We start from the raw sequence: 14,333 nt of genomic DNA, 5'->3' as shown, positions 1-14,333 counted from the left end.
GCGTCGGGGCTACCGGCGTGCCGCCAGCCGCAGGCCGCGCGGCGTCAGCGCGCGCTCGACCAGCTCGAATGCCCCCTGCGCGATCAGCGCCAGCAGCGCCGCCGGCACCGCGCCCTCCAGGATCAGGCCGATGTCGTCGAGCCGGATGCCGGCGAGGATCGACTGGCCGTAGCCGCCGGCGCCGATCAGGGCGCCGAGCGTGGCGGTGCCGACATTGATCACCGCCGCGGTCTTGATCCCCGCCAGGATGGTGCGCAGCGCCAGCGGCAGCTCGATCCGCCACAGCCGCGTCGACGGCCGCAGCCCGATCGCTGCCGCGGTCTCGCGCAGGTCGCGCGGAATGCCGGTCAGGCCGGCATGGGTGTTGCGCACGATCGGCAGCAGGCTGTAAAGGAACAACGCCGCGATCGCCGGCCAGGCGCCGATGCCGAACAACGGAATCATGAAGACGAACACCGCCAGCGACGGCAGCGTCTGCAGCAGGCCGGTCAGCGTGAGCACCACCTGCCCGGCGCGCGGGCGCCGCGCCGCGAACACCCCGAGCGGCAGCGCCACCAGCAGCGCCAGGCCCAGCGAGATGCCGACCAGCGCCAGGTGCTCGCGGGTGCGCTGCCACAATCGCGGCCAGCGGCCGACCCCCTGCGGCGCATCGATGCCGAGCCAGTCGGCGGCGACCGCGGACTCGGCCTCGCCGTCCAGTTTCACCCGCGCGTTGAGGCGCTGCATGGTCGTCGCGTCGATGCGCCCGGCCATCCCTTCCAGCGCCTCGACCCAGCGCGGCGCGCGCTGCACCAGATCTTCGCGGTACAGGAACACCACCTCGTAGCCGGGGAAGAAACCGCGGTCGTCCTCCAGCACGACGATGTCGTAGTACGGGATCTCGGCGTCGGTGCGGTACAGGTCGGTGACGTCGATCGCGCCGTTGGCCAGGCCGCGGTAGGCGAGGTCGTGGTCGAGCCCGTCGGCGGACTGCGGCAGTCGGTAGGCGGCGCGCAGTCCGGGCCAGCCGTCGGCGCGCTGCATGAACTCGTTGCCGAAGCCGAAGCGCAACCCCGGGTGGTCGCGCAGGTCGCCGATGCTGCGGATGCCGAGCTCGCGCGCATGCGCGGCGCGCATGCCCAGCGCGTAGCTGTTGTCGAAGCCCAGCGGCGCGGTCATGCGAATGCCGCGCCGCCGCAGCTCGGCGCGCAGCGCGTCGATGTCGGCATCGGGCAGGCGCAGCAGCTCCTGCGCCAGGGTGCCGGTGTACTCGGGATAGGCGTCGATCTCGCCGCCCAGCAGCGCACGCCAGACGATGCGGGTGCCGCCAAGCTGGCGACGGTGCCGCACCGCGGTGTCCGACTGCCGGCCGAGGCCGGCGCCGATCTCTCCCAGCACCACCGACTCGGTGAAATTCTTCGAACCAATGGTGGCGCTCGTGGCGCTCGCGGGCGCCGCGGCGTCCGGCGCCTGCGCGGACACGCCCGCGGCGGCGCACAGCAACAGCAACGGCGCCAGCAGCCGCCGGATCACGGTTGCGGTTCCAGGCTGCGCTGCGCGGTCATGAACGCATGCACGAAGGGCTCGGCCGGCGCCTGCAACAGCTCGCGCGCGGTGCCCTGCTGCACCACGCGGCCGACGCGCAGCAGCACCAGGGTGTCGGCCAGGTACGCGGCCTCGGCGACGTCATGGGTGACCAGCACCACGGTCTTGTCCAGGGTCGCGAACAGTTCGCGCATCTGCGCCTGCAGCTCGTGGCGGATGATCGGGTCGAGCGCGGCCAGCGGCTCGTCGAGCAGCAGCACCTCGGGGTCGAGCATCAGCGCGCGGATCAGGCCGACGCGCTGGCGCTGGCCGCCGGACAGTTCGGCCGGATAGCGCCGCAGCGCGTCATCGGGCAGTTGGCACAGTTCGGCCAGGTCCCGCATGCGCGCATCGATGCGCGCCCGGTTCCAGCCCAGCGTGCGTGCCAGCAGCGCCACGTTGCCGGCCGCGGTGAGGTGCGGGAACAGCCCGCCCTCCTGGATCACGTAGCCGACCCGGCGCCGCTGCTCCAGCAGCGCGGCGCGCCGCAGCGGCTCGCCGCGGAACAGCACCGTGCCCGAATCCGGCCACTCCAGTCCGATCAGCATGCGCAGCACGGTGGACTTGCCGGCGCCGCTCGGCCCGATCAGCGCGGTGCTGCGGCCGGCCTCGACGCGCAGGTCGACGTCCTCGAGCGCGATGCTGCTGCCGTAGCGCCGGCTGACATGGCGGAGCTCGAACATCCGCCCACCATAACGCAGCGGCATGACCGCCCGCAGGTGGGCACGCGGCGCGCAGGCCGCGCAGGCACGGTGCGTGCACTAGAATCGGCCCGATGCGCGTCCTCGCCGCCATTGCTGCATGCCTCCTGCTGCCCGGCGCCGGCGCGGCCCATGGAGACCCGATGCAGGCGAACGTCGATGCGCTGATGCGCGATTACAGCGGTGGCGTTCCGGGCGCCGCGGTGCTGGTGCTGCACGACGGCGACGCGGTCGTCCGCCGCGGCTACGGCCTGGCGAACCTGGAGGCCGGCGTGCCGGTGACGCCGGCGAGCAACTTCCGGCTGGCCTCGCTCACCAAGCAGTTCACCGCCGCCGCGATCCTGCTGCTGGCCGAGGACGGCCGCCTGCGCCTGGACGATCCGCTGCGCAAATGGTTGCCGACCCTGCCCGCGGCCGCCGAACCGGTCACCCTGCACCACCTGCTCAGCCATACCTCGGGGCTGATCGACTACGAGGAGGTGATGCCGGAGGCGATCGACGGACAGCTGCGCGACGCCGACGTGCTGGCGTTGCTGGAACCGCACGATCGCCTGTACTTCGCGCCGGGCACGCAGTACCGCTACAGCAACAGCGCCTACGCACTGCTGGCGCTGATCGTCGGCGAGGCCTCTGGTTCGGACTTCGCCGGCTTCCTGCGCGAGCGCATCTTCCTGCCGCTGGGGATGGCGCGAACGGTGGCGTTCGAGGACGGCGTGTCCACCGTCGCCGACCGTGCCTACGGCTACAGCCGCGTCGACGGCGAATGGACGCGCAGCGACCAGAGCCCGACCAGCGCCGTGCTCGGCGACGGTGGCATCTACAGCTCGATCGACGACCTGGCGAAATGGGACGCGGCGCTGTACGACGACCGCCTGCTGTCGGACGCCTCGCGCGCGCTGGCGTTCGCGTCGCAGACCACCACGCCCACCGGCGAGGACGACGTCGACGCCTACGGCTACGGCTGGCGCCTGCACGGCGACCAGCTGTGGCACTCCGGCGAGACGATCGGTTTCCGCAACGTCATCCTGCGTTTCCCGCGCGAGCGCCTGACGGTGGTCGTGCTGAGCAACCGCAACCATCCCGAGCCCTACGCGACCGCGCGCGCGATCGCGGACCTGTGGCCCGCAGGCCCGGCGCGGCATGCTCCATAAGCGTTAACAGGCCCTAGCCATGTCCCGAACGCTCCGCATCGTCCTGGTCCTCGCCGTGCTCGCCGCCGTCACCTTCGCCGCGTGGCGCTGCTCGCGACCGGATCCATCCGCCGAGGCCCCCGCCGACGACGCTTCGCTGCCCGATGCGGTGCCGCAGTCGTCCGATCCCGCCGCGCAGCGCATCGAGGTCGACCTGCGGCGCCTGGCCGACGACGCGATGGAAGGCCGCGAGACCGGCACCCGCGGCTACGACCTCGCCGCCGGCTACGTCGCCGCGCGCTTCGCCGACGCCGGCCTGCAGCCGACCGGCGAGGACGGCGGCTATTTCCAGCGGGTGCCGCTGCTCAAGGCGACGGTGCAGCAGGACGGCGCGCGGCTGACGGTGGAGCGCGGCGGGCGCACCATCGAGCTGCGTTTCGGCGAGCAGTTCCTGCCGTGGGCCAACTTCGATGCGCCCTCGCACATGGTGGAGGCGCCGGCGGTGTTCGTCGGCCACGCGATCCACGCACCGGACCTGGACCATGACGATTTCGCCGGGCTCGACCTGCGCGGGCGCATCGCGGTGCTGCTGCCGGGCGCGCCGGAGCGCTTCGACGACCACCGCCGCGCCTTCCACTCGTCGCAGCGCGAGAAGCTGCAGGCGCTGGCCACGCGCGGCGCGGTCGGCGCGGTGTTCGTGTCGACGCCGGAATTCGAGGCGCGGGTGCCGTGGGCGCGCCAGCGCGCCGGTTGGAACAAGCCGGCGATGCGGCTGCGCGGCGGCGACGGTGCGCCGCTCGACACCTTCCCGCAGCTGCAGGGCGTCGCCGCGGTCAGCGCCGCCGCCGCGGACCTGGTCTTCGCCGACGGCGAGCGCAACGCCGCCGAGCTGTTCGCCGCGGCGCGCGCCGGCACCCTGCGCGGTTTCCCGCTGCAGGGCACGCTGCTGATCGCCGGGCGCACGCAGGCCGAACCGATCGAATCGCGCAACGTGCTGGCGAAGCTGCCCGGCCGCGATCCGAAGCTCGCCGGCGAGCACGTGGTGCACACCGCGCACCTCGACCATGTCGGCATCGGCGGCGCCGATGCCGACGGGGATACGATCTACAACGGCGCGCTCGACAACGCACTGGGCGTGTCGATCATGCTCGAGACGGCGCGCACCCTGGTCGCAGCCGACACCGCGCCGCGCCGCACGCAGCTGTTCGCCGCGCTGACCGCCGAGGAACAGGGCTTGTTGGGCGCGCAGTGGTTCGTCACCCACCCCACGGTGCCGCGCGGGAGCCTGGTCGCCAACCTCAACCTGGACATGCCGGTGCTGACCGCGCCGAGCACCGACGTGGTGGCGATCGGCATCGAGCATTCGACGCTGCGGCAGGCGGCGGAAGCAGCCGCGGCGGAACTGGACGTGAAGCTCTCGCCCGACCCGTTCCCTGAGGAGGTCGTGTTCGTGCGCAGCGACCAGTATGCCTTCGTGCGTGCCGGCATTCCGGCGCTGTACCTCGACGGCGGCACCATTTCCGCAGACGGCGAGCGCGAACCCAAGCTCGCGCTCGCGTATTTCCTGCGCAACTGCTATCACCGGCCCTGCGACGACGCCTCGCAGCCGATCCAGTACGACGACGCCGCGCGGCTGGCGCGGCTGAGCGCGGCGGTCGCGACCCGCGTCGGCGATGCCGACGAGCGGCCGCGCTGGAACGACGGCGACTTCTTCGGCGAGCGCTTCGCCCGCGACGATCCGTAGGAGCGCGCCATGCGCGCGATACCGCGGGTGTTTCGCCGCCCGCGAATTCCGGTGACCGGCGCGCCTGCCGGTCCAGAATCGCGGCATCCACCGGATCCTGCCGGCACCCGCGGCATCGCGCGCATGGCGCGCTCCTACGAAGAGCCCCGGCCGCCGCACTGCCGTTCAGCCTGTCATCAAGGCGGCTCCCGCTATGCTGGCGGCCCAATTCACCGCGCCACCGCGCCCGCCCCATGTCCGCACCGCTTCCGCCAACCTGCATGCTGCGTCCGTTCTGGCTGCTGTCGCTCGCCGCGCTGCTGGCCGCCTGCGGCGGACGCGAGACGCGGCCGTCGCCGCCGGCGCCCGAGCCGGTCGTCACGCCCGCCCCGGCACCGCCGCCGGTGCGCATCGGCCTGGCGCTGGGCGGCGGCGCGGCCAAGGGTTTCGCCCACATCGGCGTGATCAAGATGCTCGAGGCCAACGGCATCGAGCCGGCCGTGGTCGCCGGCACCAGCGCCGGCAGCGTGGTCGGCGCGCTCTACGCCAGCGGCATGGACGCGTTCGCGCTGCAGGAGCGGGCCGTGGCGCTGGACGAGGCGAAGATCCGCGACGTGCGCCTGTTCTCCGGCGGGCTGGTGCAGGGGCAGAAACTTCAGGACTACGTCAACGCACAGGTCGACAGCCGCCCGATCGAGCGCCTGAAGCTGCCGTTCGCCGCGGTGTCGGCACGGCTGGACAGCGGCGAGCGCGTGGTCTTCACCCGCGGCAACACCGGCCAGGCGGTGCGCGCCTCAAGCAGCGTGCCGGGCGTGTTCGAGCCGGCGCGGATCGGCGGTCACAGCTATGTCGACGGCGGCGTGGTCAGCCCGGTGCCGGTGGATGCCGCGCGCCAGCTCGGCGCCGACCTGGTGATCGCGGTCGACATCTCCACCAAGGCCAGCGGCACCGCGCCGGAGGACATGCTGGGCATCGTCAACCAGTCGATCGCGATCATGGGCCGGGGCGTCGGCGCACAGGAACTGGGCCGCGCCGACGTGGTGATCCGGCCCGAGATCAACGACATCGGCCCGGCCGATTTCGCCCGGCGCAGCGCCGCGATCCTGCAGGGCGAACGCGCGGCGCTGGCGGCGCTGCCGCGGATCCGCGCCAGGATCGCGGAGCTCGAGGCGCAGCGCGCCGCGGCGCTGGCGCCGAGGCCGGTGGAACCGGCGGAAGCCTGCGATGCAGGCTGGATCCACGCCTTGAATCCGTTCCGCAAGGACGTCGCTGCCTGCACGCGATCCCAAGGCCGGAACGACGCACGTCGCTAGCCGGCTGGCGCGTTTCCCGCGCCCGATGCGCCCGGATGCATCCGCCGATGGCGTCCGCGACGAAGCCTCCGGACCGCCACATGCTCAGCGCATCAGCGCCCGCAGCAGCCGCGCGATGGCGAGGACCGTCTCGCCCGGCCATGCGGCAGGCGTGTAGGGCCCGCGGCGATGCGGCGGCACGGCGCGCGCGGGGTCGGACGTCGAGCGGCGGATGGATGGATTGCGGCACATGAGAGTTCTCCTCGTGATCGCCGGCTGGCGGCGGGACGACCCCGACAGGGGCGAGGAGATCGCGATCTCGGGGACGACGATGCACCCGATCGTTTGTTCATTCAAACGAAAACATTTACATTGAGCGTTCAATTTAATTGAAAGATCTTATGCCCTCCGACATCACCCCCGGCGCGGCCGCCGCGCCGCCACTACTCGAAACCGACGCCCTGCAGACCTTCGTCGCCATCGCCGAGACCGCCAGCTTCACCCGCGGCGCGCAGCGCGTGTTCCGCACGCCCTCGGCGGTGAGCATGAAGATCAAGCGCCTGGAGCAGGCGCTCGGGCGGACGCTGTTCGTGCGCGAAGCGCGCCGGGTGCGGCTGACGCCCGAAGGCGAGGCGCTGCTGGGCGATGCGCGGCGGTTGCTGCAGCTCAACGGGGAAACGGTGGCGCGCTTCCGGGCGCCGGCCCTCAGCGGCCGCGTGCGCATCGGCACATCCGACGATGTCGGCAGCCGCATCCTGCCGGCGGCGCTGGGGCAGTTCGCGCGCACCCACCCCACGGTGGACGTGGAGATGGCGCTCGGCCGCAGCAGCGACCTGGCCGCGCAGCTGGACGCTGGCACGCTGGACCTCGCACTGGTCACCGCCGGCAACGACGATCATGACGCCGGCCGCGGCGAAACCGTGCACACCGAGCCGCTGCTGTGGGCGCAGCGCCGCGATGGCGATGCGGTCGCGCGCGCGCCGCTGCCGCTCGCGCTGGCCGGGCAGGGCTGCGTCTGGCGCCGCACCGCGCTGGCCGCGCTCGACCGCGACGGCCGCGACTACCGCATCGCCTACAGCTCGGAACACTGCGGCGGCCAGCAGGCGGCGATGCTGGCCGACCTGGCGGTGGCGCCGTTCCCGCGCAGCCTGGTGCGGGCACCGCTGCAGGCGGTGCCCGCGCGCGCCGGCCTGCCGCCGTTGGGCGAGTATCAGATCGTGATGCTGGTCGGTGCCCGCGCACCGGCGGTCGATGCGCTGGCCGAGGTGGTGCGGCGCGCCTTCCGCGAACTGCGCCGCTAGCGCGGCGGACCGAACACCGTCACCAGCCGCGCACCAGCCACGGCGCATCATCCACGATCCTCGCAGACGTTCGCCCATGGCCGCTCGCCAGCATGCGCATCACGTTTCCGGCGCGAAGATTTCCGCCAGCCGCGCGACCGACGCCCCGCCCGCGTACCCGACCGTGCCGACCGGCACGCGTCCGCCGGTCGCCTCGATCACCTTCCCCGCCCACTCCGGCTCGAAACCTCCGCACAGCTCGATGAACTGCACGCCGCCGGCCACCAGGTCGGCGGCGACCCGTGGCGCCATCGACGGCTCCGGCACCGCGACGACCGTCGAGCGCAGGCCGCCACGCTCGATCACCATGCGATCCACCGCCGGATCGGTCCCCGGCGCCTCGAAGATGAATGCCCAGCTGATCATGCCGTCCTCCGCAGTCGTTTCGACGATGATCGCAGACGGTGCCGGGGATGCCGGCACTTCCGCTTGCTGCGGCTGCCGGGGCCGCCGATTCCTATACTGCCCGCATGGAAACCATCGGCCTGCTCGGCGGCATGAGCTGGGAATCGACCGCCCTCTACTACCGCCTGATCAACGAGACGGTGCGCGAGCGCCTGGGCGGGCTGCACTCGGCACGGTTGCTGCTGTACAGCGTCGATTTCGCCGGGATCGAGCGCCTGCAGCATGCCGGCGACTGGGACGGCGCCGGGCGCGTACTCGGTGCAGCGGCGCGCGCGCTGCGCGACGGTGGCGCCGAACGGCTGGTGCTGTGCACCAACACCATGCACAAGGTCGCCGACGCGATCGAGGCCGATGCCGGCCTGCCGCTGCTGCACATCGCCGACCCGACCGGCGCGGCGATCCGCGCCGCCGGCTTCACCCGTGTCGGCCTGCTGGCGACGCGCTTCACCATGGAGCAGGCGTTCTATCGCCGGCGACTGGCCGAACGCCATGGCCTGGACGTGCGCGTCCCCGATGCCGCCGCGCGCGAGCGCGTGCACCGGGTGATCTACGAGGAGCTCTGCCTGGGCGTGGTGCGCGATGCGTCGCGCGAGGCCTACCGGCGGATCATCGCGCGGCTGGTCGACGACGGCGCCGAATGCATCGTGCTCGGCTGCACCGAGATCTGCCTGCTGGTCGGCGACGGCGATGCCGACGTGCCGTTGTTCGACACCACCGCCCTGCACGCGCGCGCGGCGGCATTGGCGTCGCTCGGGGTGCATGGCGATCCCTGACGTGCGCGCGACGCGTCGGCCGCCGATGCACGGATGACCGGATTCAATGCCCCTCAAAGCAGCCGCTGCCAATACCCGACATCGATCCAACGATCCTGCTTGAACCCGACCTGCTCGAAATGCCCGACCTTGCGGAACCCGAGCCGCTCGTGCAGCGTGATGCTCGGTGCGTTCGGCAATGCGATGCCGCCGATGGCCGCGCGCATGCCCAGCGTCTTCACCGCGTCGATCAATGCGGCGTACAGGGGCAGGCCGAGCCCACGGCCGGTGCACATGGGATCGAGATAGACGGTGGTCTCGACCGAGTAGCGGTACGCGCAACGTCCCTTCCATTTCGCCGCGTACGCGTAGCCGGCGATCGCGCCGTCCGCTTCGGCCACCAGCCAGGGCAGCGGCATCTCCAGCGTATCGGTGATGCGCTGCGCCATTTCCGCCGCGAAAACCTCCTCCGTCTCGAAGGTGACGCAGGTGTCGGCGACGTAGTGGTTGTAGATGCGCGCGATCGCGTCGGCATCGCCGGGCGCCGCGGGGCGGATGACGGGGTGCATTGGAACCGGCGGGACGGCGGCGCGGAACGCGCCGGCGCCTATTGAACCCGATTACACGCGGCGCGGCGACGGTCTGCCGATGCGGCCGCCTGTCCGCTTGCGACAGACGCCGTTCGGCACGCCAGCGGACCGGCAGCGCGGAAAACTCGACCACGCTCCACGCATGCGCCGCCGGACCCGGCTTCACCGCGCATTGATGCAAGCTGGCGCAGATTCGCGCTGGCGCGGGGCGGGGATTCCGTGTCCTCCGGCTCCGCCGCTGAACCGGCGCGCGCTGTGGCACCCATCGACGGCCCGTCGCCCGATCCTCTCCGGAGCCATTGCGATGAAATCCCTGATCCGAACCCTGTTGCTCGCCGCCGCCGTCCTGCCGCTGTCGGCCTTCGCGCAAACCCTGCATGTTCCCCTCAGCGGCTACCAGGAGGTCGCGGCGCTCTCGTCGCCGGGCAGCGGCATGTTCCGCGCATTCGTCGATCGCCGCGCCGGCGTCATCCGCTACGCGCTCAGCTACCGCGACACCGGCAGCGAGGTCACCCAGGCGCATATCCATCTGGGCCAGAAAGGCGTCAACGGCGGCGTGATGGTGTTCCTGTGCAGCAATCTCGGCAATTCGGCGACCGCGCCGCCGTGCCCGGCCGCACCGGGCATCGTGACCGGCACGCTCGCGGCCGGCGACGTGGTCGGGCCGGCCGGCCAGGGCGTCGCGGCCGGCGACTTCGAGCAGCTGCTCGAGGCGATCCGCCACGGCGTCGCCTACGTCAACATCCATACCACGGCCTATCCGGGCGGCGAGTTGCGCGGCCAGACCCGGCGCTGAAGAGCGCTCCGCACCGCCTACGGCGGCAGCGGCACGCCGCCGAACGCCTTGACCGTGCGCAGCACGAAGCTGGAGTTCACGTCGGCCACGCCGCTGGCGTTGAGCAGGCGGTCGAGCAGGAAGCGGGAGAAGTGGTCCAGGTCCTGCACCATCACGTGCAGCAGGTAGTCCATGTCGCCGGTCAGGGCGTGGCAGGCGACCACCTCGTCCCAGCCGTGCACGGCCGCGGTGAAGCGGCCGACGTGGTCGGCATCGTGCTTTTCCAGCTGCACGCGGACGAAGGCCTGCAGGCCGAGGCCGACGCGCTCGGGGTCGACCTCGGCGCGGTAGCCGGCGATCACGCCGCTGCGCTCGAGCCGCTGCACCCGGCGCAGGCAGGCCGAGGCCGACAAGTGCACCCGCTCGGCCAGCTCGGCATTGGTGAGGCGCCCGGCGCGCTGCAATTCGGCCAGAAGCTGCAGGTCTGTGCGGTCTAGGTCTGGAATCTGCATGGTTCTGCCGCCTTTCCGGTGTTTCTCGCAATAATACTGCGCACCGGCCGGGTTTTCCCGCAACAACGCAATCTCCTTGCGCGGCACCGGCGCTACAGTCGGAAATAGTCCCAACCAGCCGTGGAGCCCCCGTCATGAGCACCCAGCCACGCCGCGTCGAGAACCTGCACACCGACAAGGGCAAGGTGCCGGTGTACGCCACCGGCATCGTCGAGCAGCCCTGGGACGACTACAGCGACGACGACCACGCCACCTGGTCGACGCTGTACGCGCGCCAGCGCGAGATCCTGCCGGGCCGCGCCTGCGACGAGTTCCTGGCCGCGCAGGATGCGATGGGCATGTCGGCCGACCGCATTCCGAAGTTCTCCGAACTCAACCGGGTGCTCGCCGCTGCCACCGGCTGGACGCTGATGGGCGTGGAGGGGCTGCTGCCGGAACTGGATTTCTTCGACCACCTGGCCAATCGCCGCTTCCCGGTGACCTGGTGGATCCGCAAGCCGGAGCAGATCGACTACATCGAGGAGCCGGACCTGTTCCACGACCTGTTCGGCCACGTGCCGCTGCTGATGAACCCGGTGTTCGCCGACTACATGGAGGCGTACGGCAAGGGCGGGGTGAAGGCGCACGGCATCGGCGCCGATGCGCTGCAGAATCTGACCCGGCTGTACTGGTACACGGTGGAGTTCGGCCTGATCAAGCAGAGCGGGGGCGGGCAGGCCGGCGGGCTGCGCATCTACGGCAGCGGCATCGTCTCATCGAAGGCCGAGTCGGTCCATTCGCTGGAAAGCGCCGCGCCCAACCGCATCGGCTTCGACCTCGAGCGGATCATGCGCACCCGCTATCGCATCGACAGCTACCAGAAGACCTACTTCGTCATCGACAGCTTCGAGCAGCTGATACAGGCGACGCAGCCGGACTTCACCCCGATCTACGCGCGGCTGTCGCGGCAGGCTTCGCTGCCCGCCGGCGAGGTGCTCGACACCGACACGGTGTACCAGCGCGGCACCGGCGAAGGCTGGCCGACGGATGCGGATGTCTGACGGCGTCGCGCCGTAGCGAGCATTCCCGGCAAAGCCGGAGCTTTAGAGGTGAGCCCCTCAAAGGGGCCAATCAAAGCATGCGCCGCCTGAAGGCGGCAGACGCATTTTCCTTCTCCCTCCGGGGTGAAGGCGTGCTGCTTGCGAGCCATCGGCTCGCGCACGCCTGAACGCCCTTGCGCCAAGCGCAAGGGCCGGGCCAGGTCACGTTGCGCACGTTGTAATCTGCACACCCGATCCCCCCGAAGCCCTCTTTGTCGATGCTGAATGTCTGCCTGGCCTGTGCGCTCCTGCCTGTGGGCGCCGTCGCGCTGAATCCCGACGCCAACGACGCCGTCACGCTCGACCGGGTGGTGGTGGAGGCCACGCGCCTGCGCGGCGTGCCGGCGTTCGACATGCCCGCGTCCACGGCGACGATCTCGCTGCGCGACGACGGCAACCGCGCCGGTGCCGACGTGTCGGAAGTGCTGCGCGGCATACCGGGGGTGCTGGCGCGCGACCGGCAGAACCTGGCGCAGGACACGCAGCTGTCGATCCGCGGCTTCGGCGCGCGCTCCACCTTCGGCGTGCGCGGGGTGCGGCTGTACGCCGACGGCATTCCGGCGTCGATGCCGGACGGCCAGGGCCAGCTGTCGCACTTCAGCCTCGCCGGCGGCGACCGCATCGAGGTGATCCGCGGGCCGTTCTCGGCGCTGCACGGCAATTCGTCGGGCGGCGTGGTGCAGATCCACAGCGCCGACGGCGAGGCCGGCGATCCCTGGCGCGCACGCGCGACCGTCGGCCGCGACGCGACGTATTCGGCTGCCGCGCAACTGCTCGGCGGCGGCGGGCGCATCGGCTACAACCTGGCGCTGTCGCGCTACGACACCGACGGCTGGCGCGACCACAGCGCCGCGCGCCGCGACACCGCCAACCTCAAGCTCGACGTCGACCTCGGCGAGCGCCGGCGCCTGGACCTGGTGCTCAACTACGTCGACGTGCCGGAGGCGCGCGATCCGCTGGGATTGACGGCTGAGCAGGTGCGCACCGATCCGCGCCAGGCGGTCGCCAACGCGATCCTCTTCGATACCCGCAAGACGGTACGCCAGCACCAGGCCGGCATGACCTACGAGCACGGCCTGGGCGCGGCGCAGGCGCTGCGGCTGATGGCCTACGGCGGCAGCCGCGACGTGCTGCAGGTGCTGCCGATCCCGGACTTCGCCCAGGGCAATCCGCTGAGTTCGGGCGGGGTGATCGACCTGGACAACCGCTACGACGGCCTCGACGCGCGCTGGTCATGGCAGGGCGCGGTCGCCGAGCGGCCGTTCGAGTTCACCGTCGGCGGCAACCTCGATCGCCAGCGCCAGCACCGCCGCGGCTTCGAGAACTTCGTCGGCGAGACGCTCGGCGTACGGGGCGCGCCGCGCCGCGACGAACGCAACGCCGTCGACAACACCGACGCCTACGCGCAGGCGTGGTGGCGCTTCGCCGAACGCTGGTCGCTGCTGCTGGGAGCGCGCCACAGCGAGGTCGAATTCGAATCGCGCGACCGCTACGTCACCGACGCCAATCCCGACGACAGCGGCCGCGTGCGCTTCCGCCATACCGCGCCGGTGGCCGGCCTGACCTTCGCGCCGCAGGCGGACTGGCGCGTGTACCTGTCGGCCGGCCGCGGTTTCGAGACCCCGACCTTCAACGAGATGTCCTACCGCGCCGACGGCGGCGCCGGGCTCGCGTTCGGGCTGCGCCCGGCGGTCAGCGACAACGTCGAGCTCGGCATGAAATGGCGCAACGCGCGCGGCGCGACCTGGGAGGCGGCGCTGTTCCGGGCCGACACCGACGACGAGCTGGCGGTGGCGCGCAACGTCGCCGGCCGCAGCAGCTTCCGCAACGCCGGGCGCGCGCGGCGGCAGGGGTTCGAGACCGCCTTCGCCACGCCGCTGGGCCAGGCCTGGGACCTGCGGCTGGCGTACACGCAGCTGGACGCGACCTTCCGCGACGCCTACCTGATCTGCCAGGGCGTCGGCTGCACCGTGCCGGAGATCGAGGTGCCGGCCGGCACGCGCATCCCCGGCGTGCCGGAACGGCAGCTGTTCGCGCGCCTGCAGTGGCGCGGTGAAGCCTGGAGCACGGCGATCGAGGGCGAGGCGGTCGGCGACGTGCCGGTGAACGACCTGGGCAGCGAATCGGCCGCCGGCTACGGCCTGCTGCACCTCGAGGCCGCGCGCCGCTGGCGCACCCGCAGCGGCGAGCTGCGCGCCTTCGCCCGCATCGACAAACTGCTCGACCGCGCCTACGTCGGCTCGGTGATCGTCAACGAGGGCAACGGCCGCTTCTACGAACCCGGCGCCGATCGCGGCTGGCTGCTGGGCGCGGAGTGGACCTGGGCACGCTGAAGTCGCGCCAGGCAGCCTTCTTCGTTGCGGCGAGACAAGCCCCGTCGCCACGGGCGGTGTCAATCAATCGCCAAGCCCTTCACGATGGACCAACACCGCACCCGTTGACTCCAGGTGCGGGCGATTCACTGACACCGC

14 protein-coding genes are annotated in these 14,333 nt (G+C 71.7%); 8 read left to right on the top strand and 6 right to left on the bottom strand.

Annotated features, from left to right (window positions below):
* Positions 1–9: 9 nt before the first annotated feature.
* Entirely contained in the window at positions 10–1,512 is a 1,503-nt protein-coding gene (locus AB5T46_RS11765; protein WP_370564146.1) for an ABC transporter permease/substrate-binding protein, read from the bottom strand.
* Positions 1,509–2,246, bottom strand: coding sequence for an ATP-binding cassette domain-containing protein (locus tag AB5T46_RS11760; protein WP_370564145.1), 738 nt, complete (start codon positions 2,244–2,246; stop codon positions 1,509–1,511). The genes AB5T46_RS11765 and AB5T46_RS11760 overlap by 4 nt, the downstream gene beginning before the upstream one ends.
* 92 nt (positions 2,247–2,338) lie before the next feature.
* On the opposite strand from AB5T46_RS11760, the gene AB5T46_RS11755 reads away from it, so the two are divergent.
* The 3 genes from AB5T46_RS11755 (at position 2,339) to AB5T46_RS11745 (ending at position 6,430) form a co-directional block, all read left to right on the top strand.
* A complete protein-coding gene (locus AB5T46_RS11755) occupies positions 2,339–3,415 on the top strand; it encodes a serine hydrolase domain-containing protein (RefSeq protein ID WP_370564144.1) in 1,077 nt (358 codons plus the stop codon).
* A gap of 19 nt (positions 3,416–3,434) precedes the next feature.
* Complete coding sequence (locus tag AB5T46_RS11750) at positions 3,435–5,138, top strand: M28 family metallopeptidase (RefSeq protein ID WP_370564143.1); 1,704 nt, start codon at positions 3,435–3,437, stop codon at positions 5,136–5,138.
* Between the two features lie 233 nt (positions 5,139–5,371).
* The gene (locus tag AB5T46_RS11745) at positions 5,372–6,430 is read left to right on the top strand and encodes a patatin-like phospholipase family protein (RefSeq protein ID WP_370564142.1); all 1,059 of its coding nucleotides are present in this window, start codon (positions 5,372–5,374) and stop codon (positions 6,428–6,430) included.
* 84 nt (positions 6,431–6,514) lie between these two features.
* Here AB5T46_RS11745 and AB5T46_RS11740 read toward each other — a convergent pair whose 3' ends face one another.
* Entirely contained in the window at positions 6,515–6,661 is a 147-nt protein-coding gene (locus tag AB5T46_RS11740; protein WP_370564141.1) for a hypothetical protein, read from the bottom strand.
* Between the two features lie 149 nt (positions 6,662–6,810).
* On the opposite strand from AB5T46_RS11740, the gene AB5T46_RS11735 reads away from it, so the two are divergent.
* A complete protein-coding gene (locus tag AB5T46_RS11735; protein WP_370564140.1) occupies positions 6,811–7,710 on the top strand; it encodes a LysR substrate-binding domain-containing protein in 900 nt (299 codons plus the stop codon).
* Positions 7,711–7,809: 99 nt separating this feature from the next.
* On the opposite strand, the gene AB5T46_RS11730 is transcribed toward AB5T46_RS11735, so the two are convergent.
* Positions 7,810–8,115, bottom strand: a complete 306-nt coding sequence (locus AB5T46_RS11730; protein WP_370564139.1) for a DUF6506 family protein — start codon at positions 8,113–8,115, stop codon at positions 7,810–7,812.
* Between the two features lie 104 nt (positions 8,116–8,219).
* Here AB5T46_RS11730 and AB5T46_RS11725 point away from each other — a divergent pair, with 104 nt between their 5' ends.
* Positions 8,220–8,927, top strand: a complete 708-nt coding sequence (locus AB5T46_RS11725; protein WP_370564138.1) for an aspartate/glutamate racemase family protein — start codon at positions 8,220–8,222, stop codon at positions 8,925–8,927.
* Positions 8,928–8,980: 53 nt separating this feature from the next.
* Here the strand turns inward: AB5T46_RS11725 and AB5T46_RS11720 are convergent, their stop codons facing one another.
* Positions 8,981–9,475, bottom strand: a complete 495-nt coding sequence (locus AB5T46_RS11720; protein WP_370564137.1) for an arsinothricin resistance N-acetyltransferase ArsN1 family B — start codon at positions 9,473–9,475, stop codon at positions 8,981–8,983.
* A 325-nt stretch (positions 9,476–9,800) separates the two neighbouring features.
* On the opposite strand from AB5T46_RS11720, the gene AB5T46_RS11715 reads away from it, so the two are divergent.
* Positions 9,801–10,292 (top strand): CHRD domain-containing protein, encoded by a 492-nt coding sequence (locus tag AB5T46_RS11715; protein ID WP_370564136.1) that lies wholly within the window; start codon positions 9,801–9,803, stop codon positions 10,290–10,292.
* 17 nt (positions 10,293–10,309) lie between these two features.
* On the opposite strand, the gene AB5T46_RS11710 is transcribed toward AB5T46_RS11715, so the two are convergent.
* Complete coding sequence (locus AB5T46_RS11710) at positions 10,310–10,783, bottom strand: Lrp/AsnC family transcriptional regulator (protein ID WP_370564135.1); 474 nt, start codon at positions 10,781–10,783, stop codon at positions 10,310–10,312.
* Positions 10,784–10,917: 134 nt separating this feature from the next.
* On the opposite strand from AB5T46_RS11710, the gene phhA reads away from it, so the two are divergent.
* Both phhA and AB5T46_RS11700 read left to right on the top strand, forming a co-directional pair.
* Positions 10,918–11,823 carry a phenylalanine 4-monooxygenase gene (gene phhA / locus AB5T46_RS11705; RefSeq protein ID WP_370564134.1) on the top strand — a complete coding sequence of 302 codons (906 nt, stop codon included), beginning with the start codon at positions 10,918–10,920 and terminating at the stop codon, positions 11,821–11,823.
* A 257-nt stretch (positions 11,824–12,080) separates the two neighbouring features.
* The gene (locus AB5T46_RS11700; protein WP_370564170.1) at positions 12,081–14,195 is read left to right on the top strand and encodes a TonB-dependent receptor family protein; all 2,115 of its coding nucleotides are present in this window, start codon (positions 12,081–12,083) and stop codon (positions 14,193–14,195) included.
* Positions 14,196–14,333: the final 138 nt, after the last annotated feature.

Origin of the sequence: Luteimonas salinilitoris (genome assembly GCF_041300785.1) — a bacterium.
Classification (GTDB): domain Bacteria; phylum Pseudomonadota; class Gammaproteobacteria; order Xanthomonadales; family Xanthomonadaceae; genus Luteimonas; species Luteimonas salinilitoris.
The sequence above is the reverse complement of the archived record's forward strand: the minus strand, read 5'-3'. Positions and strand labels throughout refer to the sequence as shown.